This window comes from Salinimonas lutimaris (assembly GCF_005222225.1).
Lineage (GTDB): Bacteria > Pseudomonadota > Gammaproteobacteria > Enterobacterales > Alteromonadaceae > Alteromonas > Alteromonas lutimaris.
Genome location: NZ_CP036536.1, coordinates 1928342 through 1951553 on the forward strand (window position 1 = coordinate 1928342; position 23212 = coordinate 1951553).

General features: G+C 50.4%; 18 protein-coding genes. 11 read left to right on the forward strand and 7 right to left on the reverse strand.

Annotated elements, in window-relative coordinates; genetic code table 11:
* Positions 1 to 3: 3 nt before the first annotated feature.
* Positions 4 to 969: a thioredoxin-disulfide reductase gene (trxB, locus tag EZV72_RS08260; protein ID WP_137166798.1), complete on the reverse strand. Its 966-nt coding sequence runs from the start codon at positions 967 to 969 to the stop codon at positions 4 to 6.
* Positions 970 to 1201: 232 nt separating this feature from the next.
* Here trxB and yfbV point away from each other — a divergent pair, with 232 nt between their 5' ends.
* Positions 1202 to 1651, forward strand: coding sequence for a terminus macrodomain insulation protein YfbV (gene yfbV / locus EZV72_RS08265; protein WP_137166799.1), 450 nt, complete (start codon positions 1202 to 1204; stop codon positions 1649 to 1651).
* A gap of 31 nt (positions 1652 to 1682) precedes the next feature.
* On the opposite strand, the gene EZV72_RS08270 is transcribed toward yfbV, so the two are convergent.
* Both EZV72_RS08270 and sppA read right to left on the reverse strand, forming a co-directional pair.
* Entirely contained in the window at positions 1683 to 2180 is a 498-nt protein-coding gene (locus EZV72_RS08270; RefSeq protein WP_232364533.1) for a SprT family zinc-dependent metalloprotease, read from the reverse strand.
* Positions 2181 to 2217: 37 nt separating this feature from the next.
* A complete protein-coding gene (gene sppA / locus EZV72_RS08275) occupies positions 2218 to 4080 on the reverse strand; it encodes a signal peptide peptidase SppA (protein WP_137166800.1) in 1863 nt (620 codons plus the stop codon).
* 244 nt (positions 4081 to 4324) lie between these two features.
* Here sppA and EZV72_RS08280 point away from each other — a divergent pair, with 244 nt between their 5' ends.
* Both EZV72_RS08280 and EZV72_RS08285 read left to right on the forward strand, forming a co-directional pair.
* Positions 4325 to 4936 (forward strand): HvfX family Cu-binding RiPP maturation protein, encoded by a 612-nt coding sequence (locus EZV72_RS08280; protein ID WP_137166801.1) that lies wholly within the window; start codon positions 4325 to 4327, stop codon positions 4934 to 4936.
* A 68-nt stretch (positions 4937 to 5004) separates the two neighbouring features.
* Entirely contained in the window at positions 5005 to 5556 is a 552-nt protein-coding gene (locus EZV72_RS08285) for an NAD(P)H nitroreductase (RefSeq protein WP_137166802.1), read from the forward strand.
* Between the two features lie 60 nt (positions 5557 to 5616).
* Here EZV72_RS08285 and pyk read toward each other — a convergent pair whose 3' ends face one another.
* Together pyk and EZV72_RS08295 are read right to left on the reverse strand one after the other, a co-directional pair.
* Positions 5617 to 7053, reverse strand: a complete 1437-nt coding sequence (gene pyk / locus EZV72_RS08290; protein WP_137166803.1) for a pyruvate kinase — start codon at positions 7051 to 7053, stop codon at positions 5617 to 5619.
* Between the two features lie 344 nt (positions 7054 to 7397).
* A complete protein-coding gene (locus EZV72_RS08295; RefSeq protein ID WP_137166804.1) occupies positions 7398 to 8246 on the reverse strand; it encodes a MurR/RpiR family transcriptional regulator in 849 nt (282 codons plus the stop codon).
* A gap of 272 nt (positions 8247 to 8518) precedes the next feature.
* On the opposite strand from EZV72_RS08295, the gene zwf reads away from it, so the two are divergent.
* From zwf to EZV72_RS08320, 5 genes are read left to right on the forward strand one after another with little or no spacing between them, the layout of a single operon-like run.
* On the forward strand, positions 8519 to 10012 hold the full coding sequence (zwf, locus tag EZV72_RS08300; protein ID WP_137166805.1) for a glucose-6-phosphate dehydrogenase: 1494 nt from the start codon (positions 8519 to 8521) through the stop codon (positions 10010 to 10012).
* Between the two features lies 1 nt (position 10013).
* Entirely contained in the window at positions 10014 to 10706 is a 693-nt protein-coding gene (gene pgl, locus EZV72_RS08305; RefSeq protein ID WP_137166806.1) for a 6-phosphogluconolactonase, read from the forward strand.
* A 9-nt stretch (positions 10707 to 10715) separates the two neighbouring features.
* Positions 10716 to 12545 (forward strand): phosphogluconate dehydratase, encoded by a 1830-nt coding sequence (edd, locus tag EZV72_RS08310; protein ID WP_137166807.1) that lies wholly within the window; start codon positions 10716 to 10718, stop codon positions 12543 to 12545.
* On the forward strand, positions 12542 to 13495 hold the full coding sequence (locus EZV72_RS08315; protein WP_137166808.1) for a glucokinase: 954 nt from the start codon (positions 12542 to 12544) through the stop codon (positions 13493 to 13495). The genes edd and EZV72_RS08315 overlap by 4 nt, the downstream gene beginning before the upstream one ends.
* Positions 13496 to 13497: 2 nt before the next feature.
* Positions 13498 to 14142, forward strand: coding sequence for a bifunctional 4-hydroxy-2-oxoglutarate aldolase/2-dehydro-3-deoxy-phosphogluconate aldolase (locus tag EZV72_RS08320; protein WP_137166809.1), 645 nt, complete (start codon positions 13498 to 13500; stop codon positions 14140 to 14142).
* Positions 14143 to 14211: 69 nt separating this feature from the next.
* Here the strand turns inward: EZV72_RS08320 and EZV72_RS08325 are convergent, their stop codons facing one another.
* Positions 14212 to 15057: a D-hexose-6-phosphate mutarotase gene (locus EZV72_RS08325; protein ID WP_137166810.1), complete on the reverse strand. Its 846-nt coding sequence runs from the start codon at positions 15055 to 15057 to the stop codon at positions 14212 to 14214.
* A 128-nt stretch (positions 15058 to 15185) separates the two neighbouring features.
* On the reverse strand, positions 15186 to 16181 hold the full coding sequence (gene gap, locus EZV72_RS08330) for a type I glyceraldehyde-3-phosphate dehydrogenase (protein ID WP_137166811.1): 996 nt from the start codon (positions 16179 to 16181) through the stop codon (positions 15186 to 15188).
* A gap of 240 nt (positions 16182 to 16421) precedes the next feature.
* On the opposite strand from gap, the gene malQ reads away from it, so the two are divergent.
* From malQ to glgX, 3 genes are all read left to right on the forward strand, one after another.
* Positions 16422 to 18629, forward strand: coding sequence for a 4-alpha-glucanotransferase (gene malQ / locus EZV72_RS08335; protein ID WP_137166812.1), 2208 nt, complete (start codon positions 16422 to 16424; stop codon positions 18627 to 18629).
* Positions 18630 to 18706: 77 nt separating this feature from the next.
* Entirely contained in the window at positions 18707 to 20869 is a 2163-nt protein-coding gene (glgB, locus tag EZV72_RS08340) for a 1,4-alpha-glucan branching protein GlgB (protein WP_137166813.1), read from the forward strand.
* Positions 20870 to 20906: 37 nt separating this feature from the next.
* On the forward strand, positions 20907 to 22973 hold the full coding sequence (glgX, locus tag EZV72_RS08345; RefSeq protein ID WP_137166814.1) for a glycogen debranching protein GlgX: 2067 nt from the start codon (positions 20907 to 20909) through the stop codon (positions 22971 to 22973).
* Positions 22974 to 23212: the final 239 nt, after the last annotated feature.

The window sequence follows — 23212 nt, forward strand, 5'->3', positions numbered from 1 at the left end:
TGATCAGCCTTGTTCAACCTGAACACCATCAAGAAACTTCTCAGCATCCAGCGCGGCCATACAGCCAGTACCGGCAGAGGTGATCGCCTGACGGTAGATATGATCGCTCACATCACCAGCAGCAAAGACGCCTTCAACACTAGTTTGGGTGGCATTACCGTTAGTGCCGCTGTTAACACTGATATAGCCGTCTTTCATCTCAAGCTGGCCTTCAAAGATATCGGTATTAGGCTTATGGCCGATGGCAATGAACAGACCCATGACATCCAACTCTTCTTTGGTGTCGCCCTGAGTATCGGCGATACGAATACCGGTCACACCCATATCGTCGCCAAGTACTTCATCCAGCGTGCGGTTTAAGTGCAGGACCACGTTGCCGTTTTCTGCTTTTTCACGTAAACGCTGCTCCAGAATCTTTTCCGAACGGAAGCTGTCACGACGGTGAATAACGTGAACCTCAGAAGCAATATTAGACAGATACAGCGCCTCTTCTACGGCAGTGTTACCGCCGCCGACCACTGCGACTTTCTGATTGCGGTAGAAAAATCCGTCACAGGTTGCACAGGCTGAAACCCCTTTACCTTTAAAGGCTTCTTCTGATTCCATTCCCAGGTATTTAGCCGATGCACCGGTGGCAATAATCAGCGCATCACAAGTATAAGTACCAGAATCACCGTACAGGGTATAAGGGCGCTTACTCAGATCGGTTTTATTAATGTGATCAAAGACAATTTCGGTGTTGAACTTTTCAGCATGCTTTTGCATACGAACCATCAGGTCCGGACCGGTCAGACCTTCCGGATCACCAGGCCAGTTTTCAACTTCAGTTGTCGTGGTAAGCTGACCACCTTGCTGAATACCTGTTACCAATACCGGGTTAAGGTTTGCACGGGCCGCGTATACGGCTGCTGAGTAGCCTGCCGGGCCGGAACCCAGAATCATCAGGCGGACATGTCTGTTCTCTGCCATTATTTTCTCCGTTACTGCCAATGATAAGGCAAAAATGTCGTGTTGTTCTTAATTAGGGGCGATTATCGCACATTCAATGGTGGTAAAACTATGTCGTTACTCAATCAATGCAATCTATATTTCCCGTATTGTTACATTGTGTAATGAGCTATAATCAATATAACGCTGTATATATGGTTACAAAACTTTCCTGATAGCGTTGTAAATCAAGCCGTTCAAGCGAGGTAGTGCTATGGCACGTTCAGTCATCACATTGTTCCAGGATGGTCAGCAGTATATGAAAACCTGGCCGGTTAAAAAGGAACTGTATTCGTATTTTCCTGAGTGCCGGGTCATTACTGCCACGCGTCTGGCCATCTCCACCATGCCGCCACTGGCGGTGGTCTCTTGTGCCATGCTGTTCAACACAATGGGCATGGACTATTTGCCACAGACGCTGGCCATTGGTGCATTTTTTCTGAGCCTGCCTTTACAGGGACTGCTATGGCTGGGTCACCGTTCAAATCAGGCGCTGCCACCGGCATTAAAACATTGGTATATGGAAATTTACGCCAAACTGCAACAGGAAGGTTGTCGCATCGGCGCCAGAAAATCTCAGCCAAAATACAAAGAGCTCGCGTCGGTGCTAAAATCTGCGTTTGACCAGCTCGACAGTGTTTTTACCCGCGGCCAGTTTGACTGACAGACACTGTTTACCTTTATCACTAACGCCATCATTCAGCGATGGCGAGTGTCTGAGCACATCGCCTGCAACGATAACTCTGCTCACCTCTTAACACTTTATTGTGCCTTCGTATCCCCAGTTCCAGAGGCCCGCATTTACAGTAATAGGTCACGGTATTAAGTTTTAGCGGGCTTAAATCAAACTGGTGCGTGGTGGTGGCGGGTACGCCAAAGACCTGCTCCATCACATACTGCCATTCCCGGCCATGGGGTTTGACCCGCCCAAATCGCTGATAAACCACAAGATGACTGACTTCATGGGGGATGACATGATCCAGAAATGCCTGGCGGTTATGCAGATACAGTATCCGGTTAAGATTAATGACGTTGGTTGTCAGGTTAGCGGTGCCGGCATTCTTGCCGGACTTTTTCCAGGTCAGCCGGGGCAAGGTAAAGGCCTGTTCAAACTGTTGCTGCGCATGCAAAAACAGCGCATGAATGCGCTGTTCTGCCTGAACAATGTCGTGCCGGGTCAGTGTGTCTGTCACATCAACCCCGGCACTGGAATGTCACGGTAAGGTTCATCTAGTGAACCTTACATTGTAAACACAGTACATAAACGCCCATCGGATCGTTCATCTTGCTCACACTGTGGTATTCACTAAGCATTTGCTTCACCAGACCCATCATCGGGCTGTTACTGTCTGCAAACTGTGTTTGCGCAGCCCAGACCATGGCCTGACCAAACAGGTTTTTCCAGAACATTTCCTGAGGGCTCAGTTGGCGCTGCTCATACACCACATCATAATTTTCCAGTTCGGCCATGTCGCCGGCGGCAGCTACGGCATCATCCAGTGTACCCAGTTCGTCCACCAGGCCCAGCTCCAGTGCTTTTGAGCCAATCCACACGCGGCCCTGGGCAATATCGTCAACCTGCTGGGGTGTCATATCGCGATACTGACCCACCATGCTGATAAACTGATGGTAGCTCGACTCTACACTACGCTGAATAATCTGGCCAAAGCGGGGATCCAGTTTACGGGTGGCCGACAGACCGGCCATTTCAGTTGAGCCCACACCATCACTGCTGATACCGACATAATCCAGAGTATCCTCAAAGGTCATGAACATACCAAATACACCAATAGAGCCGGTAATCGTGCTGGGCGAGGCAAAGATTTTATCCGCCGGCGCTGAAATCCAGTAGCCACCTGATGCAGCATAGGTACCCATAGATACCACCACCGGTTTACCGGCTTTTTGCAATTCCAGCACTTCCTGTCTGATAACCTCAGAGGCAAACGATGAGCCTCCCGGCGAGTCAACCTGCATGACTACCGCTTTGACAGTGTCATCCATACGCGCCTGACGCAGCAGTCTGGCCGTGCTGTCACCACCAATGGTGCCGGCTTTTTGTTCGCCATCAAGGATCTCACCTTTGGCCACCACAATAGCAACCTTATCCATACCGTTGGCAGGCATGGCCATTGGCGGATTTATCACTTTAAGATAAGCATTCAGTGAGGTGGTGTTGACCGTCAGGTCGGTGTCGTCGCGTCCCACCAGTGCGGCCAGTTCTTCGCGAACCTGGGTGCGGGTTTTCAGTGCATCAACCCAGCCATTATCTAGCGCATACCGGGCAAAATCACCGCCAGCCTCATTGAATTTATCCAGCAGTACATCCAGCTTTTCATCGAAATTGGCTTCATCCATGTTACGGGCTGCTGCCACATCCTGCTTATATTGCGCCCAGTAGCTATCCAGCCATTCCCGGTTAGCCTGTTTAGCGGCATCAGACATATCATTGCGCATGAAAGGCTCAACCGCCGACTTATAGGTACCGACACGGAAAATATGGGTGGTAATTTTGAGTTTTTCCAGCATGTCTTTAAAGTACAGGCCATAGCGCCCGTAGCCTTCAAGTAACAACGCACCCATTGGATTTAAATAGACATGATCAGCATGAGAAGCCAGATAATACTGGTCCTGTGAATAGTAATCACCAATGGCATAGACCGGCTTGCCGGAGGTTTTAAAATCATCCACCGCCCGGGCCACGGTGCGCAGTTTATCCAGACCGCCACCCTCAAACGCTTTTAAGTCCAGTACCATTGCCTTGATACGCTTATCTTCTTTTGCATTTTCAAAGGCTTTGACTAAATCCTGCACCAGCATTTCCGGATTTTCCGGCTCATCACCAAACGCTTCCTGCATAAATTCTTCAAACGGGTCTACGGCTTCTTTTTCAATCACCAGCCGGCCTTTGAGATTCACATACAACGCACTGTCCGGACGGACCGAAACAGGTTCCTTGTCAGCCGACAATGCAATAATGATTGCCACCAGAATAAAAATAAAAATGACATTGAAAAATAATTTGCGGGTAAAGTTGAGGACCGTCCATAGCCCTACAAACAGGGATTTTGTCCAGCTTCCTTTGGCTGCCATAAATAGTACTACCTTTTGCGTATGATGTTGCTTAATGGTATCGAAACCCTTTGGAATCGCTAGTTTAAATTGTAATGAATTGTAATAAAACTGGTCTTCGCACGATTTGATGTATCCGCAGGACAGGTGACACAAAACGGGGCCGTACTTCCTGCTGTACAGCCTGTGCTTTGTACAAAAATGAAAGAAATCCCACGATTTCCAGTTCTTATTGTGAACAAATGATAATGATCGGATAGTCATCATGCCAATACTTACAACTGCACGACACTGGCTCACACTTACGGCACACCATCTGGAATTTATCCCACTACTGTTACTCCGGTTGTATCTGGCTCCGGTCATGATGCAGGCAGGCTGGAATAAACTGATGGGTTTCGATAACACGGTTGCCTGGTTTGCTAACCCTGACTGGGGACTTGGTCTGCCAGCCCCTGCAGTGCTGGCAGCCCTGGCTGCCGGTACCGAGCTGATTGGCGGGGGACTATTACTGCTGGGGATGCTGACTCGCCTGGTGGCTATTCCGCTTGCCGTGATAATGCTGGTTGCAGCGCTGACGGTGCACTGGGAAAATGGCTGGCTGGCGATTGCCGATGCTTCGTCCTGGCTGGCTGATGGCACCATTTTATACAATGAATCGGTGATGGATGCGCCGCAAAAGCTGGCCGCTGCCAATCAGCTGCTCAGTGAACACGGGCATATTGACTGGCTGACATCGAGCGGCAAACTGGTGGTGCTGAATAACGGCATTGAGTTTGCCGCCACCTATTTTGTCATGCTGCTGGTGCTATTTTGTTTCGGGGCCGGAAAATATGCCAGTCTGGACTACTGGCTGGCCCCAAAAAAGGCAGATTGATCTGGCCTTTTACCAGCGCCCTACGTACGATATCGTTTTCATTACAGGTAATAAAAACAGGAGTGGTAATGGACGCGCTAGAGCTGCTATTAAACCGTCGCTCACAACCCAGGCTCACTGCGCCGGCTCCGGCTGGTGAGGCACTGGAAAATATCAAACAGGCCGCGCTGCGGGCCCCTGATCATGGTGCGCTGATGCCCTGGCGTTTTATAGTGTGCGAAGGCGAGGGCAGAGAGAAGCTGGGTAGCCTGTTTGAGCAGTCCGCGATTGATAATGGCAAGAGCGAAAAAGAAATCGACCGCGCTCCGCAACTTCCTTTACGGGCCCCGATGGTGATTGTGGCAGTGGCCAAATACAGCGACAGCCCGAAAGTGCCGCGGGTAGAGCAAATTGCCTCTGCATCCTGTGCGGTGATGGCTATGCAGATGGCAGCGCAGGCGCAGGGCTTTAACGGGATCTGGCGAACCGGGGCCTATGCACAGTGTGACTATGTGCGCAGTGAGCTGGGACTGGCAGAAGATGACGAGCTGGTAGGTTTTTTGTATCTGGGTACCCCCGCTATCGAGACACCGTCTGCGCCTAAACGAGTATCAGACGACTTTTTCGAGCACTGGTCGTAACAATAAAAAAGCCGGTGCATGCAACATGCCCCGGCTTTTTTTCAGTCAATGTGACAACGATTAGTCTACTTTGACAATTTTCATCGCATTGGTAGCGCCGATTTTTTCCATTTCGTCACCGTAGGTCATGACCACTGTATCACCGGGTTCAACCTGGCCCAGTGCTTTAAGTGCATTCATGACATCCAGCTTCAGCTGGCCCGGCTCGCTGGCTTCAGAGTCAAAGAACACCGGCTTAACACCGCGGTATAAGGCCATCATGTTCAAAGTATCAGTGTGGCGTGACATGGCAATGATAGGCAGCGCCGTGGTCATGCGAGACATCAGCTTGGGTGTATTGCCACTTTCTGTCAGGGCAATAATGGCACGTACACTAGGCAGGTGGTTTGCTGCATAAACCGCTGACAGCGCAATGGTTTCACTGACTGTTGAGAACGTGTCATCCATGCGGTGCTTAGACAGCTTGATGCTTGGGTGAGTTTCAGCGCCTTCACAAACCCGGGCCATTGACGACACGGTTTCAACCGGGAAGCTGCCTGCTGCTGTTTCGGCTGACAACATCACCGCATCGGTGCCATCAAGAACAGCGTTGGCCACATCCATCACTTCGGCACGGGTAGGCATTGGGCTTGAAATCATCGACTCCATCATCTGGGTCGCAGTGATAACCACTTTATTGAGCTGACGAGAACGGGCGATCAGTTTTTTCTGTACCCCCACCAGCTCAGCATCACCAATTTCCACGCCCAGGTCTCCACGGGCAACCATCACCGCATCAGAAGCGATAATAATGTCGTCCATGGCTTCATCAGTGGCAACGGCTTCTGCACGCTCTACCTTGGCACAGATCTGGGCTTTACAGCCTGCTGCTTCGGCCAGTTCACGGGCATAGTTTAAATCTGCGCCACTACGCGGGAAAGAAACGGCCAGGTAATCAACGCCGATCTGCGCCGCCGTTTTAATATCTTCTTTGTCTTTGGCGGTCAGTGCTTCGGCAGACAGGCCACCGCCCTGACGGTTGATTCCTTTGTTGTTTGACAGCTTGCCGCCAACAGTGACTTTGGTGTGGACTTTACGACCTTCAACCTCAGTTACCTGAAGCTGAATACGACCGTCGTCAAGTAGCAGGATATCGCCGGTGGCGACATCATCGGGCAGGGCTTTGTAGTCAATCCCCACGCTGTTCTGGTCACCGGCGTCGCGGTCCAGTTCTGCATCCAGGGTAAAGGCGTCGCCGATATTCAGGTTGATAGCACCATCTTTAAAGCGGGCTACACGAATTTTAGGACCCTGCAGGTCACCCAGGATTGCAACATATTTTCCAAGGTTAGCAGCGGCCTGGCGAACGCGTTTGGCGCGTTCGATGTGGTCTTCGGCCTGTCCATGAGAGAAATTCATGCGTACAACATTGGCGCCGGCAGCAATAATGGCTTCGATCATTTCCAGGGAATCTGTCGCGGGACCTAAGGTGGCAAGGATTTTCGTTCTTCTGCTCATAATTATTATGTCGCTATGTTTGCTCGTTAGAGATGAAAGGCAAAGCGATCTTAACGCAAACTTAAGAACATGTCCCAATTTGTGTAATCACTTTACGTAATTTTATTACAATATAGTAGTGGAATCTTGCATTAATGTGAATTGTGTAGAATTTTTTTCAAACTGGATGTACCAGTTAGTTCTCACTCAGTGATGCAGATTACGGCAGCACGATGGTGTATATGAACACAATACAGCCAAAAAGTTTCAGTGTAACTGGTAAGAGGTGAGAAGCGGACCAACCCAATAATAAAAACGCAGCACCATGGCTGCGTTTGTTCAAAGATTGTTTAGAGCGGCATGTGTCATTCCCGACGCTCAAACCGAGAGCCGCGCAGGGTGTCTTTTACCCGTTTCAGGTTTTCCCGAAACTTATTGCCCCGGCGTAAGGTAAACCCCGTAGCCAGCACATCCACCAGGGTCAGCTGGGCAATGCGCGAGGCCATAGGCATATACATATCGGTGTCTTCAGGGACCTCGAGCGACAATACATAGCTGCATTCTTTGGCCAGCGGACTGTCACCAGAGGTAATGCCGACGACGGTGGCATCATTGTTGCGGGCGATCTGGGCTATTTCCACCAGACTCTTAGTCCGGCCGGTATGCGAAAATAGCACCACAACATCGCCATCGGTGCAGTTCATGCAGCTCATTCGCTGCATTAGAATATCTTCAAAATACACTACCGGTACATTAAAGCGGAAAAACTTATTCAGGGCATCGTGGGCTACAGAGGCAGAGGCACCTAAACCAAAAAAAGAAATTTTTTGTGCCTGGGTTAACAGATCAACAACCCGGTTTACCACGTTTACATCGATAGACTGTCGAGCCACCTCAAGCGATGCCATGGTCGATTCAAAGATTTTATTAGTGTATTCCTGCGGTCCGTCGTTTTCATCTACATGACGGTTTACATAAGGTGTACCATTTGCGAGGCTTTGAGCCAGATGCAGTTTAAAGTCCGGAAACCCTTTCGTGTCCAGACGACGACAAAAACGATTAACGGTTGGCTCGCTGACATCTGACATTTTTGCCAGGGTGGCAATGCTGGAGTGAATAGCGGTTTGAGGGTTTGACAGAATAATTTCTGCAACCTTTCTTTCAGATTTGCTGAAAACACTTTTGTTCTGGGTTATTTTTTCAAGAATATTCATACGGCTAAAGCACTTAGTCAATTGTTCGGGCCACTGCTCAAACGCCTATACTACTAAATGTCGTCGTTGAAACAAGAAAAATGTAATTTTTTAACAGTTTTACTTACAAAATCTGCCCTCATTTTAGCAGGCTCTTTTGCAGATGTATGGATGGTTAATACAAAGTTGTAATTTTACTACATTTGGTGTTAACTATGGGGCAATACCATCAGGGTAACTGTATACTTTGCCTGTAAACAGTGGCTCTACTACTTATAAAGAAGGTCGACAATATGGTAATGGATAATTCATTTGAACCCTGTGATTTTGTGCTGTTCGGCACAATGGGTGACTTGTCGCGGCGTAAACTGTTACCGTCGCTATATCAGCTGGAAAAAGCCGAGCTGATTCATCCTGACACCACCATCATCGGTGTAGCCCGTCAGGAAATGAGCAAAGAAGATTATATCAGCGAAGTAAAAGCCAATATCGAAAAGTTTGGCGAGAAAAAACTTTGTGAAGAGACCTGGGCGCGTTTCAGTGAGCGTCTGCAATATATTCAGATCGACATGAAAAATATCGACAGCTACCAGCAACTGGACACCGCTGTTGACCCTGATCGCGTGATGGTGTGCTACCTGGCCACGCCGCCGGCTATTTACGGCGATATCTGTCGCGGTCTGCACGGCTGCAATATTATTGACAGCAGCGTACGTGTGGTACTGGAAAAACCCATCGGTCACGATCTGGGCTCTTCAAAAGTGATTAACGATGAGGTCTCTGAGTACTTCAACGAATCACAAATCTACCGCATCGACCATTATCTGGGTAAAGAAACAGTACTTAACCTGATTGCTCTGCGTTTTGCCAACTCTATCTTTGCTACCAACTGGGATCACAACTGCATTGACCATGTGCAGATCAGTGTTGCCGAATCGGTGGGCATTGAAGGGCGCTGGGGTTATTTTGATGACGCCGGTCAGATGCGCGATATGGTGCAAAACCACCTGTTACAGATTCTGAGCCTGGTCGCCATGGAGCCGCCTGCGACGCTGGATGCTGACAGTATCCGTGATGAAAAACTCAAAGTGCTTAAAGCACTGCGTCGCATTGATGCCTCAAACGTGAATGACACCACTGTACGTGGTCAGTACACGGCGGGTTTTGTTAAGGGTAATGAAGTGCCCGGGTATCTGGAAGAAGACGACGCCAACACCCGCAGCAAAACCGAAACTTTTGTGGCCATCAAAGCGGAGATTGACAACTGGCGCTGGGCCGGTGTGCCATTCTACCTGCGTACTGGTAAGCGTATGCCAACCAAGGTTTCTGAGGTTGTCATTTACTTTAAACGTCAGCCGCACAATCTGTTTGGTGACAGCTTCAACAGCCTGCCGCCCAATAAGCTGGTGATTCGTCTGCAGCCTGACGAGGGTGTTGAAATCACCGTGATGAATAAGGTGCCGGGACTGACCAGCTCGGGCTCCATGGATCTGCAAAAATCCAAACTGGATTTGAGTTTCTCAGAAGCCTTCTCTGAAGAGCGTATTCCCGATGCATACGAAAAGCTGCTGCTGGAAGTGATGCTGGGTAACCAGGCACTGTTTGTACGCCGCGATGAAGTGGAACACGCCTGGAAATGGGTAGATTCTATCTTAGAAGCATGGAAACACTCTGCTGAGCCACCAGAGCCTTATCAGGCAGGTACCTGGGGGCCGGTTGCCTCAATTGGTCTGCTGGCACGGGAAAACCGCAGCTGGTATGAAAGCAAACTGACAAAGAAGAAATAAGATGGCACTAACTGAAAAATTATTCGACAGCGCTGACACGCTGGCAACCGAATTTGCCCAGACGCTGACTGATATTCTTAAGGCCGGGATTGAGGCGCGCGGTCGTGCCAGCCTGGTGGTCAGTGGCGGCCGTACGCCGGCGGCGTTGTTTAATACACTGAGCAACACCGACCTGGCATGGGATAAAGTCGATATCACCCTGGCAGATGAGCGTTGGGTGGATGAAGATCATGATGCAAGTAATGCTGCATCAGTACGCAAAAACCTGCTTCAAAATAAAGCGTCGGCAGCTAATTTTGTCACGCCCAAAACCGCTGATGCTGATGCCAATGATGCTATTGCAGAAGTTGAAAACCGTATTTCCAGCTTTTCACAGCCATTTGATGCGCTGATCCTGGGCATGGGTGAAGACGGTCATACAGCGTCACTGTTTCCGTGCTCAGAGCAGGTGGCAGACGGGCTGAACATGAGCAGTGGTAAAATCTGCATTGCGGTACAGCCAACTACGGCACCGCATCAGCGTATCTCGCTGACACTGCCGGCACTGCTGAACAGCCGTAACATCTTTTTACACCTGACCGGTGACGCCAAAAAAGAGGTTCTTAAAGACGCTCTGGCAAACAATACCGAACTTGAAAAACCCGTTACCGCAGTCGTCAACCGGGCTCCGGTCACACTAATGTGGGCGCCCTAGGAGATTACGATGAATAACCAAATCGCTGAAATTACTCAGCGCATTATTGAACGCAGCAAAGATACCCGCAAAGCGTACCTGGCTAAAATTGAGCGCGCTCGTCGTCAGGGCCCGTTCCGTGGCGAGTTGTCCTGCGGTAACCTGGCTCACGGGTTTGCTGCCTGTGGCGCTGAGGAAAAGTCTGACCTGCGCAGCATGACCAAGTCGAATATTGCCATTGTTTCGGCTTATAACGACATGCTTTCAGCACACCAGCCGTATGAAACATATCCGGCGATGATTAAAGACGCCATTAAGCAGGTAGGCAGTGTAGCGCAGTTTGCCGGTGGTGTACCGGCGATGTGTGACGGCGTTACCCAGGGTAATGCCGGCATGGATCTGAGCCTGATGAGCCGCGATGTGATTGCGCAGTCGGCGGCTGTGGCGCTGTCGCATAATATGTTTGACGGTGCCCTGATGCTGGGGATTTGCGACAAAATCGTGCCCGGACTACTGATGGGCGCGCTGTCATTCGGACATCTGCCTACTGTATTTGTTCCGGCCGGCCCGATGCCCTCTGGTTTGCCAAATAAAGAAAAAGCCCGTGTTCGTCAGGAATTTGCCGAAGGCAAAGTAGGTCGCGATGCGTTGCTTGAGGCTGAATCACAGTCTTACCATTCTGCCGGCACCTGTACGTTCTACGGTACGGCAAACTCTAACCAGCTGGTTGTGGAAATGATGGGTCTGCACCTGCCAGGATCTTCATTTGTGAATCCGGGCACACCACTGCGTGATGCGCTGACCAAAGCCGCCGCGGTTCAGACTACCCGTCTGACTGACCTGACCGACAATTACACGCCCATCGGCCATATTGTTGATGAAAAAGCGATGGTAAATGGTCTGGTCGCACTACTGGCAACGGGTGGGTCGACCAACCACACCATGCACCTGATTGCTGTTGCCCGTTCTGCCGGTATCCTGATTAACTGGGATGATTTTTCTGAAATCTCCAATGCGGTACCACTGCTGACCCGTATCTACCCTAATGGTTCTGCCGATATTAACCACTTTGTGGCAGCCGGTGGTATGGCGCTGTTATTCAAACAGCTGCTGGATGCCGGACTGATGCATAACGATGTGAAAACCATCTGTGGTGATGGTCTTGACCGTTACACCAAAGAGCCGCGTCTGGAAGATGGCGAGCTGGTTTGGCGCGATGGAGCTGATACGTCTCATGATCCTGAAGTATTTGCTTCTGTGGCAACGCCGTTTAAGCCCGATGGCGGCCTGAGCGTACTGGACGGAAATCTGGGCCGTGCTGTGATTAAGACCTCTGCGCTGCCAACACCGCATTGTCACATCAAGGCACCGGCGGTGGTATTTGAAGATCAGTTTGAGCTGGATGGCGCGTTTAAAAACGGCGAGCTGAATAAAGACTGTATCGTGGTCGTTCGCTTCCAGGGACCATCGGCTATCGGTATGCCTGAACTGCACCGCCTGACGCCACCACTGGGTGTGCTGCAGGATCGCGGCTACAAAGTGGCGCTGGTTACAGACGGACGTATGTCCGGCGCATCCGGCAAGGTACCGGCAGCAATCCACGTTACCCCTGAAGCATTTAACGGCGGCCTGCTGGCCAAAGTTCACACCGGCGACATGGTAGAGCTGAACACCCAGACCGGTGAACTGACCCTGTGCGTTGAGCAGGCAGAACTGGATGCCCGTGAACCGGCCGTGGCACAACTGGCCAGCCATCATGAAGGCATGGGCCGGGAAATGTTCGGTGGAATGCGCTCTGTACTGACCGGTGCAGAAGAAGGGGCATGTTCATTGTTTTATACCCAGGAGCAGGCTAAATGAGTGACATGTTCGTCGCTGATGTTGGCGGGACCAATGCGCGTCTCGCCCGGGTAACCGAATCTGGTGTGGCAGATATTAAAAAATATATCTGTAATGACTTTGCCAGCATTGATCTGGTTATCAAAGCGTATTTTGACGATATGCCGCAACATAATTTTACTCGCGGTTGTATTGCGATTGCCTGCCCGGTACTGGGCGATTTGGTGGAGATGACCAATCACAGCTGGGCGTTTTCCCAGACGGCACTCAAACAGCAGCTGCGCCTGAATGATTTATACGTAATTAACGATTTCACCGCGGTAGCGCATTCGCTGCCTACGCTTGGCAACGAACAGGTCGTGCAGATTGGAACTGGTACAGCGTTAGAGAGCGGCAATATAGCGGTGTTCGGACCGGGTACTGGCTTAGGGGTTGAGCACATTACCATGACGACCTCTGGCTGGCAGACGCTGGACGGTGAGGGCGGTCATGCAGATTTTGCACCGGTGGATGAAACCGATGTAATTATCTGGCGTTATTTGCAAAACCTGCATGGCCGGGCGTCTGCAGAAGAAGTGATGTCAGGGCGTGGTATTCTCAATATCTATCATGCGCTGGCGCAGGCAAAAGGCAGTGACGTAAGCTTTACCGATCCTGCCGAGGTGACCTCACGAGCACTGGATGGCAGCTGTGAGATTTGTGAATCTGCGCTGCGTCAGTTCTGCCGAATCATGGGCAGCTTTGCCGGTAATCTGGCGCTGAATATGGCGACCACCGGTGGTATTTTTATTGGTGGCGGGATTGCCAACCGGTTTGCTGACTTTTTACAAGACAGTGATTTCCGTGCACGTTTTGAAGCCAAAGGGCAGATGAAACATTACGTAAAAGATATCCCGACTTATCTGATTGCTGAGCCCGATCATGGCTTATTGGGTGCCTCAGCCTATCTTAAACAACATACTGCGAGTTAATCATGACAACAAACTGGAAATTATCCCCGGCGGAAATCTTTGCGGCTGGCCCCGTTGTACCAGTACTGGTAATTAACGATGTGGAAAAAGCCGTACCGCTTGCCAAGGCGCTGATGGCGGGTGGGATTAAAGTGCTTGAGGTGACGCTAAGAACACCAGTGGCACTTGATGTCATCAAACGTATTGCGCAGGAAGTACCCGATGCACTAATTGGTGCTGGTACGGTGACCAATGCCCAGCAGCTTAAAGAAGTGGTTGAGGCAGGCGCTAAGTTTGCTATCAGTCCGGGTATGACCAGTGATCTGCTTAAAGCGGGTCACGAATACGATATTCCGTTGATCCCGGGTATCTCATCAACATCTGATCTGATGACTGCCAAAGACGCCGGATATTCATTTTTGAAGTTCTTCCCGGCAGAAGCCTCTGGCGGGGTGAAAGCGATTAAGTCAATCAGCGGCCCGTTCCCGGACGTAACGTTCTGCCCAACAGGTGGTATCAGTCTGGCCAACTACAATGACTACCTGGCGCTGAAAAATGTGGTGTGTGTCGGTGGTTCATGGGTAGCCCCCGATGATGCGATTGACTCAGGCGACTGGGAGCGTATTACAACCCTGGCCAAAGAAGCAGTTGCCGGCGCAAAAGCCTAAACCCACTGTGAAATGTTAAGACAAAAAAACCAGCGGAATGCTGGTTTTTTTATGTCTGAAAACAGGTCTCTAGCAGATGGTTTGAACCAGGCTGTGACTGTCTTGCGGCGCCAGCGTGACACCGTCGGTACAGGCGGTTTCCACGCAGACCATGTGCTTATAGCCAAACGCATCCATATCCGCGATACTGGCCGCGCCCAGCCACGGGTTCCAGATAACCATTGAATCGTGACCTGATGACACCACCCGGGTTCTGGCCAGATCTTTTTCGCTGATCACCACCTCAGGCGTAGCATGCTGGTGAATCCGATCGGTCTCGCCACTGATTTTATAAGGCTGCGGAGTGGTTTTTACTGCCCAGTTTTCCAGTTTGTCCTTGTATTCACCCTCAATGCCGGTAAGCGTGACATGCTGGATGTCATCTACCTGGAAATAGCTGTGCAACGCAGTATTAAAGGTAAAGGGAACCAGTCCGCTGTTGGTGGTTTTCAGGGTGACTGTCAGAGTCTCCGCCACTTCAATAGTGAGCGACACATTACAGTCATACTCAAAACCATTGCCCCGGGTAAAGGTAGGACGCAAGACCAACAAGGTGCCGCTATCGGTATCTTCACTGTGCTGAATTTTCCACACCTGTGAGCGCAGATAGCCGTGGGCAGGTAACTGACCTTTTTCGCGACCATGGTCATCACTGAACCAGGGCCAGCATACGGGAATACCACCCCGGATGGGCTTTTCCCCACTGAGCACAGCATGGGGGCTGAGCCATAGACGCTCCTGGCCATCCTGTTTAGGAATATAAGACAGAATATGCCCACCGAATAAGCTGACCCGGGCAGTGGCAAATGCGTTATCGATATCTAAAAAGGTAACGCCGGAGACTTCGCTGACCTGGATGCTTTGTGCAATACTCATAGAATAAATGTCCTGCCTTGTACATGACGTAAAAATTGATTATACGTTATAGAATAAAAAAAAGGTGCGAGAAATATCGCACCTTTTTTGTTATTTCTTGTGACCTTAGACCAGAACAGTCGTTCGGCCTATTTGCTGATGTGGGTTACCAGGTCAACAACCTTGTTTGAGTAGCCCCATTCATTGTCGTACCAAGATACCACTTTGACAAAGGTGTCAGTCAGGGCAATACCGGCGTCTGCATCAAATACTGAGGTGCGTGCGTCACCCAAAAAGTCGTTTGATACTACTGCATCTTCGGTGTAGCCAAGAATGCCTTTCAGCTCACCTTCAGAAGCTTCTTTCATCGCTTCGCAAATCGCTTCATAGCTGGTCGGCTTAGCCAGATTAACGGTCAGGTCAACAACCGACACATTAGGTGTTGGTACGCGAAACGCCATACCGGTCAGTTTGCCGTTCAGCTCAGGGATAACTTTGCCTACGGCTTTTGCCGCGCCGGTAGAAGAAGGAATGATGTTCTGGCTCGCACCGCGGCCACCGCGCCAGTCTTTCATCGACGGGCCATCAACAGTTTTCTGTGTAGCAGTGGTGGCGTGAACTGTCGTCATCAGACCATCCACAATACCAAACTTGTCGTTCAGTACTTTGGCAACCGGTGCCAGACAGTTAGTCGTGCATGATGCGTTAGAAACAATTGCTTCACCGGCATAGCTGTCGTGGTTTACACCCATAACAAACATTGGCGTGTCGTCCTTGGACGGCGCAGACATAACCACTTTTTTGGCGCCGGCTTCCAGGTGAGCCTGGGCTTTTTCTTTGGTCAGGAACAGACCAGTAGATTCAACAACAACATCTACATCAACGTCGCCCCATGCCAGTGCGGCCGGATCTTTTTCTGATGTAATGCGAATCGCTTTGCCGTTAACAATCAGTTTGTCGTTGTCAACGCTAACTTCACCATCAAAGATGCCGTGCGTGGAGTCATACTTAAGCAAGTATGCGATGTAATCTGTATCCAGCAGGTCGTTAATTGCAACAACTTCAACATCATCGCGAAGCTCTGCTGCGCGCATTACCAGACGGCCGATACGGCCGAAACCGTTGATACCGATGCGTACTGTCATGACGTACCTCTATAAATGAGTGAGTGAAAAAAAATTACGTAAAGTATGGATCAAAATGGCATACTTAGCAAAACAAAAAGCAAATATGTTGCTTAATTACGAAAAAGCAACTATGCAAACGTATTCAGTTTCGCGAACCCCTGACTTTCAACAATAATGTTAAAAGTTTGTAGGGTAGCGAAAAATATGCTTTATCATAGGCATGCGCTACATCACCGTCTGTTACAGGAATACGATTCAATGACAAATAATGTGTTGCAAACCCTGGTAGAGATGCGTGGCATCGAGTCCAACTACGTCGATGCCTGGGGCAAACCTGCCACAATTGCCCAGAGCAGCAAAGCAAAGCTTCTTAATGCGCTGGGATACGACACCAGTAATGATGAGGCTGTTGTTGCTCAGCTTGATACTGAGGCCTCTCAGTACTGGCAGAATCCGTTGAACCCGGTGCTGGTTACCCGGGTGTCTGAAACCTTACAGTTTCCGTTACGGTTACCAATTGATTTGGTGAACGATACCTACACTCTGGTTCTGACTACCGAAAGCGGTCAACAGTTCACTCAAACTATTACTCCGGTAGACACTCAACTGATCAATGTGGCTGAGCTGGACGGCGTAGAGTTTCAGGAGTATGTCGCCGCTTTTGATCAAACCGTTGAGCCTGGCTATCACCGTATCGCGTTATTTGTTGAAGGTGATGAAGAAGAGCTGGCTGCGATGCGCCTGATTATGGCACCCGATTCCTGTTTTATGCCTGAGCCGATTAAGCAGGGTAAAAAGATCTGGGGCCTGAGTGTACAGCTGTATTGTGTCAGAAGTGAAACAAACTGGGGCATTGGTGATTTTTCCGATTTAAGCCGCCTGGTGAAAGAAGCGTCTGCCAACGGGGCTGACTTTATTGGCCTTAATCCGATTCATTCACTGTATCCGGCCAACCCGGATGCGTGCTCGCCCTATGGCCCCTCATCACGTCGCTGGCTGAACTTCCTGTATCTGGATGTCACGGCCATTGAAGGTTATCAGGATGCTGATATTCAGGCACTGGTAAACGATACGGCGTTTACCGAGCGACTGGCCCATGCCCGCAATACAGAGTACGTAGACTATGGTGCTGTTTCTGCCCTGAAACTGGAGATTCTAAGCGCCTTATTCAAAAAGTATCAAAAACAGCATCTGCAAAAATCCTCGGCGCAGAAAAAAGCTTTTGATGCGTTTATTGAAGAGGGCGGGGAAAGCCTGAACATGCTGGCTGTATACGATGTCATGCAGGAACAGCTGAAACAGGAAGGTAAACCAAGCTGGGGCTGGCCGGTATTCCCGCAAAAATTCAGTGAGTTTCATAAACCGGATGTGGCCAAGTTTGCCAAAAAACATGCCGCCCGGGTGACCTTCTATCAGTTTTTGCAATGGCAGGCCGCGCAACAGCTGGAGGCTGCTAATCAGGTTGCGGTGGATGCCGGCATGACCATTGGTATCTACCGCGATCTGGCCGTAGGTGTCAGCGAGGGCAGCGCTGAAATCTGGGGCAACAAAGATTTGTACTGTGTAGATGCCAGCGTGGGTGCACCGCCGGATATTCTGGGCCCGCTGGGACAGAACTGGGGATTACCACCTATGGATCCCAAACGTCTGTACGAGCAGGGCTACCAGCCTATCATTGATTTATTCTCATCCAACATGGCCTCTGCCGGTGCGCTGCGTATTGACCATGTCATGGCGCTATTACGTTTGTGGTGGGTACCCAAAGGTGATCATGCCCGCGATGGCGGCTATGTATATTATCCGGTGGATGATTTACTGGGGATTCTGGCGCTGGAAAGTCATCGTAATCAGAACCTGGTCATTGGCGAAGACCTGGGCACAGTGCCAGATGAGATCCGTGGCAAACTGGCTGACAATGGTATCTACTCCTATCGGGTATTTTTCTTTGAGCAGGCCGAAGACGGCGGATTCTTCTCACCGTCTCATTATCCGGTTCAGTCGATGTCGACCCTGACCACCCACGACATGCCGACCCTGATTGGCTACTGGCATTGTCTGGATCTGGAACTGGGCAGAGACCTGGGGCTGTATCCGACAGAAGAAATCTTAAGTACGCTGTACGCCAGCCGTCATGACAATAAACAATCGATTCTTGATACTCTGCACGGTCATGGGTCTGTGGATGACAGCGTTGGGCGGGATGTGGAATATACCGGTATGACCGAGGCGCTGAACTTTGGTTTACAAACTCATATGGCCACCGGCTCCAGTGCTCTGCTTAGTTTGCAGCTGGAAGACTGGCTACAAATGGATAAACCTGTCAATATTCCCGGTACGTTCGATGAATACCCGAACTGGAAGCGTAAATTAAACCGGAATCTGGAAGACATCTTTACCGATGACAAGCTGACCGGTCTGGCCGGGCGTTTAACGCAGGCCCGTCGGGATGCCTCTACCGATAAATAACTGTCAGGCCCGTATTCGGGCCTGTTTTATTTTGCTGACAGTCAGCGTATTGTCAGTCAGCTGTACAGGAGTACTTTATGCAAGTTGAGCAGCAGTTGGCCTGGGCCAAATGTGCAAATCCGTTTTCTGTTTTAGGGCCACACAAGGCCAAAAAAGGGGTGGAAATTCGTGCCTGGCAACCCGGGGCGAAAAGCATCAGTGTCAGTCTGGCGGGCAATAAGAACGTGCTGGCAACGCTGAGTGCGCAGCCTCAGGATGGTTTGTTTGCCGGTCTGGTTGAAGGTTTACCCCCTGGCCAGCTGTATCAGCTCAACATTACCACTGCCCAGGGTACTTCAGTGGTTATCGACCCCTATCAGCTGCAGGATGAAGCCTTTCACGCGGTGCACTTTATCGATCACACGCCGGCCAATCTTTACCGCCAGGCGGGTGCTCAGCTGATTGAACTTAACGGCGTCAGTGCCACCCGTTTTTGTGTGTTTGCTCCCAATGCGTCAGCTGTTTCGGTGATCGGTGACTTTAACCGCTGGGATGGTCGTTTGCATCCGATGCAAAAAACCGATATGGGTTACTGGGTGCTGGTTATACCTGGGATGGCTGCCGGCCAGCGTTACAAGTATCAGATTAAGGATGCCTTTGGGCACGATCTGCCCCATAAGGCGGACCCGCTGGGTTATTACGCTGAGCAGTATCCGTCACATGCATCAGTAGTGTGGGACCACAACAGCTATGAATGGCAGGATAGTCAGTGGATGGCTGGCCGGGCCAAAGACAAGTACACCAGCCCTATGAGCATTTATGAAGTGCATCTTGGTTCGTGGCGTAAACCGGGTGATGAGCGCCGTTATCTGAACTATCAGGAGCTCAGCGAAACGCTTATTCCGTATGCAGTGGATATGGGTTACACCCACCTGGAGCTGCTGCCGGTGTCAGAACATCCGTTTGACGGTTCATGGGGATATCAGCCGGTTGGGATGTTTGCACCGACCAGCCGTTTCGGCAACCCGGATGAATTCAAGGCATTTGTTGATCAGTGTCACCAGCATGGACTGGGAGTCATTATTGACTGGGTACCAGCCCATTTTCCAGAAGATGGTCACGGTCTGGCCCGATTTGATGGCAGTCATGTTTATGAATATGACGATCCGCGCAAAGGCTGGCATCCGGACTGGAATTCCTGCATCTATGATTTTGGTCGCGGCGAAGTCCGGCAGTTTCTGGTTGCCAATGCCTTATTCTGGCTGGATAAGTTCCATATTGATGGTCTGCGGGTTGATGCGGTTGCCTCTATGCTGTATCTGGATTATTCACGTAATGAGGGAGAGTGGATCCCCAATGTGGATGGCGGTAACCAGAACTATGAAGCCATCAGCCTGCTGCGCTGGATGAATGAGGAAGTTTATCGGCATTATCCCGATGCCATGACCATTGCTGAAGAGTCAACATCGTTTCCGGGTGTGTCCCGTCCGGTCAGCCACAACGGACTCGGCTTCGGGTTTAAATGGAACATGGGCTGGATGCATGACTCACTGCATTACATGGCTAAAGATCCAGCTTACCGTCGTTATCACCATGGCGAAATGTCATTTAGCATGGTGTATTCATTTGATGAAAATTTTGTGCTACCTATTTCCCATGACGAAGTCGTGCACGGCAAGGGCAGCCTGTTGGGCAAAATGCCCGGTGATGAATGGCAGCAGGCGGCGAATCAGCGTGCTTATGCCGGCTTTATGTATGGTCATCCCGGTAAGAAACTGAATTTTATGGGTAATGAATTTGCCCAGGCCAAAGAATGGAATCACGACAGCTCGCTGGACTGGCATTTACTGGACTATCCGAAACATGAAGGGATGCAACAGCTGTATCGCCAGCTCAACAAGGTGTATCAGCAGTATCCTGCCTTGTATGAGCAGGACCATCAGCCAGCTGGTTTTAGCTGGATTGATCATGATAATGCCGAGCAAAGTATTTATTCGTTTGTCAGAAGCAGCGCGGATAATCAGCAACAAGTTTATGTGGTCAGTAATTTTACGCCTGTACCCTGCGAGCATTTTCGATTAGGTGTACAGAAGCCCGGAACTTACCGCCTGATTGTCAATACCGATGATGGTGCTTTCTGGGGCAGTGACTTTACTGTGCCGGAAGCCGTAGAAGCACAGCCGTTTGGCTGGAACGGCCAGCCTTATTCCATAGAAATTGCACTGCCGCCACTGGCGACTATTATGTGGGTCTGTGACTGACCCGGACAATCTGGTGTTGTAGTTAGAAGGATAATTCATGGAGCAGACGTTGATTCAGTCTGCCGGCCAACCGTTGCCGTTAGGCGCAACGGTTACCGAAACCGGCGTTAACTTTGCTGTATACAGTCCTGATGCCAGGGTTGTTATGTTGTGTTTATTTAGTTCAGACACCGAAGAAGCCACGCATGAGATTGTGCTGGAAAATAAAACCGGAGATATCTGGCACGGGCATATCGACGGACTCGGCCATCATCAGCATTATGCGTATCGGGTAGACCGGGGCGGTGAGCAATTATTGATGGCTCCCACCGATAAAGTGCTGATTGACCCGTATGCTAAAAAGCTAAACCGGCCGATTCACTGGAATGCCCGCCAGTATCTTAATGATTCTCACTTTATGGTGCCCAAATGTCTGGTGGTGGATGAACGCCGTTATGCGGCCAATCGGCCGGATAAACCGCATCTGGCGCCCGAGCAGCGCATTGTTTACGAAGCGCATATCAAAGGACTGACCAAACTGCACCCGGATGTACCTGAAGCAGATCGCGGGCGCTATCTGGGGGCGGCGCATCCATCGGTAATTGCGCACCTTAAACAGCTTGGCATAACCTGTGTGCAGTTTATGCCCATGGCCAGTTTTATGCCGGAACCCTATATCACGGAAAAAGGCATGACTAATTACTGGGGCTATAACCCAGTTAATTTTTTCGCGCCGGAACCCCGCTATGCCAGTCACGATGCGCTGGCCGAGATAACCACCATGGTTGACCGGTATCATGAGGCGGGTATTGAAGTGATTGTGGATGTGGTGATCAACCATACCGCGGAAGGCGGTAAGGGCGGCCCGATTCTGTCATTTAAAGGATTCAGCCCGTATCAGTCTTATCTGTATGAGCAGGATGAGAAGGGCAGGCTGGTGTTCAGTAATCACTCTGGCTGTGGCAATACGGTCAATACCGCCCATCCGCAAATGATGCAGCTGATTCTGGATGCCATGCGTTTTTGGGTTGATGTTATCGGAGTCGACGGGTTTCGCTTTGATCTGGCGGTGAGTCTGGGTCGTGAGCCGCAGCACTTTAATCCGCAGTCAGGTTTGCTGCGCGCTATCAGGCAAGACCCGGTGCTGTCCCGTGCCGTGCTGATTGCTGAGCCCTGGGATATTGGGCCGGACGGGTATCAGCTGGGGCGGTTTGGCCATGACTGGCTGGAAGTCAACGATAAGTTTCGCGATACCGTGCGCGCTTTCTGGCGCGGTGACGAAGGCACGACGGCTGATTTTGCCACGCGCTTACTGGGCTCACGTGATGTGTTTCCCAAAGGCTTCCGGCACGTGAATACCTCGGTGAACAATGTCACCTACCATGACGGCTTTACCCTGCATGATCTGGTCAGTTACGAGCAGCGGCATAACCAGGCCAACGGGGAAGATAACCGGGACGGGCACGGCCATAACCTGTCGGCTAACTATGGTCACGAAGGCGCCACCACCGACCCGGCTATCCTGGGACTGCGTGAGCAGCAAAAACGTAATTTATTTGCCACCCTGATTTTAAGTCAGGGGACGCCTCATGTATTGGGCGGCGATGAGCTGAGCAAAACCCAGCAGGGTAACAATAATGCCTATTGTCAGGACAATGAGCTGAACTGGTATCACTGGGACATGAATAAGCGCAAGCAGGACTTTCTTGATTATTGTGCTCATGTGATTGAGTTGCGACAGCAAAGCCCGCTGTTATCCCGGCTGATGCTGGAAGACGATAACTGGCAGCAGGCGGTGAATGTCAGGGCGGTTCGCTGGTATCTGCCAGATGGCAGCCTGAAGGATACCGATGACTGGCATGCCGGCAATAAAGCGTTTGGTGTCGAAATTGAAGGATTACCGGTGCAGGACAGCCCGGCCGAAACCTGGTTTTTCTGTATTAACGCCGATATTACGGATGTGCGCTTTAATTTACCGAGCAAAGCTGCCAGAAGTGGCTGGAAACTAAAGCTGGACAGCCGTTATCCGTCAATAAAGGATCAGCCGGGCATGTGTGTTCAGCGGGTATTTTCTCAGGCCGCCAGAACATTTGCTGTATTTAAATACAGTCGGTTGTCGGTTTAGTCAGCAGTCTGCCCGGAATTAGTCATCTTTCGGGCAGATGACACACTTTTCATGTTGCAATCATGACATCTGCCCATACGTCTTTTCCTATCAATAAATTTTCTGACTGAAAATCATCTTACGGCTAGTCTGTATCTCTTCAGCTTTATCGATTAAGTTGATTTTTTCTTATTTTTCAGTCCCTGATTAGTGTTCAAAAGCGCAACGGATGGTAATATTCGCAGCCATCTGCAACTTAA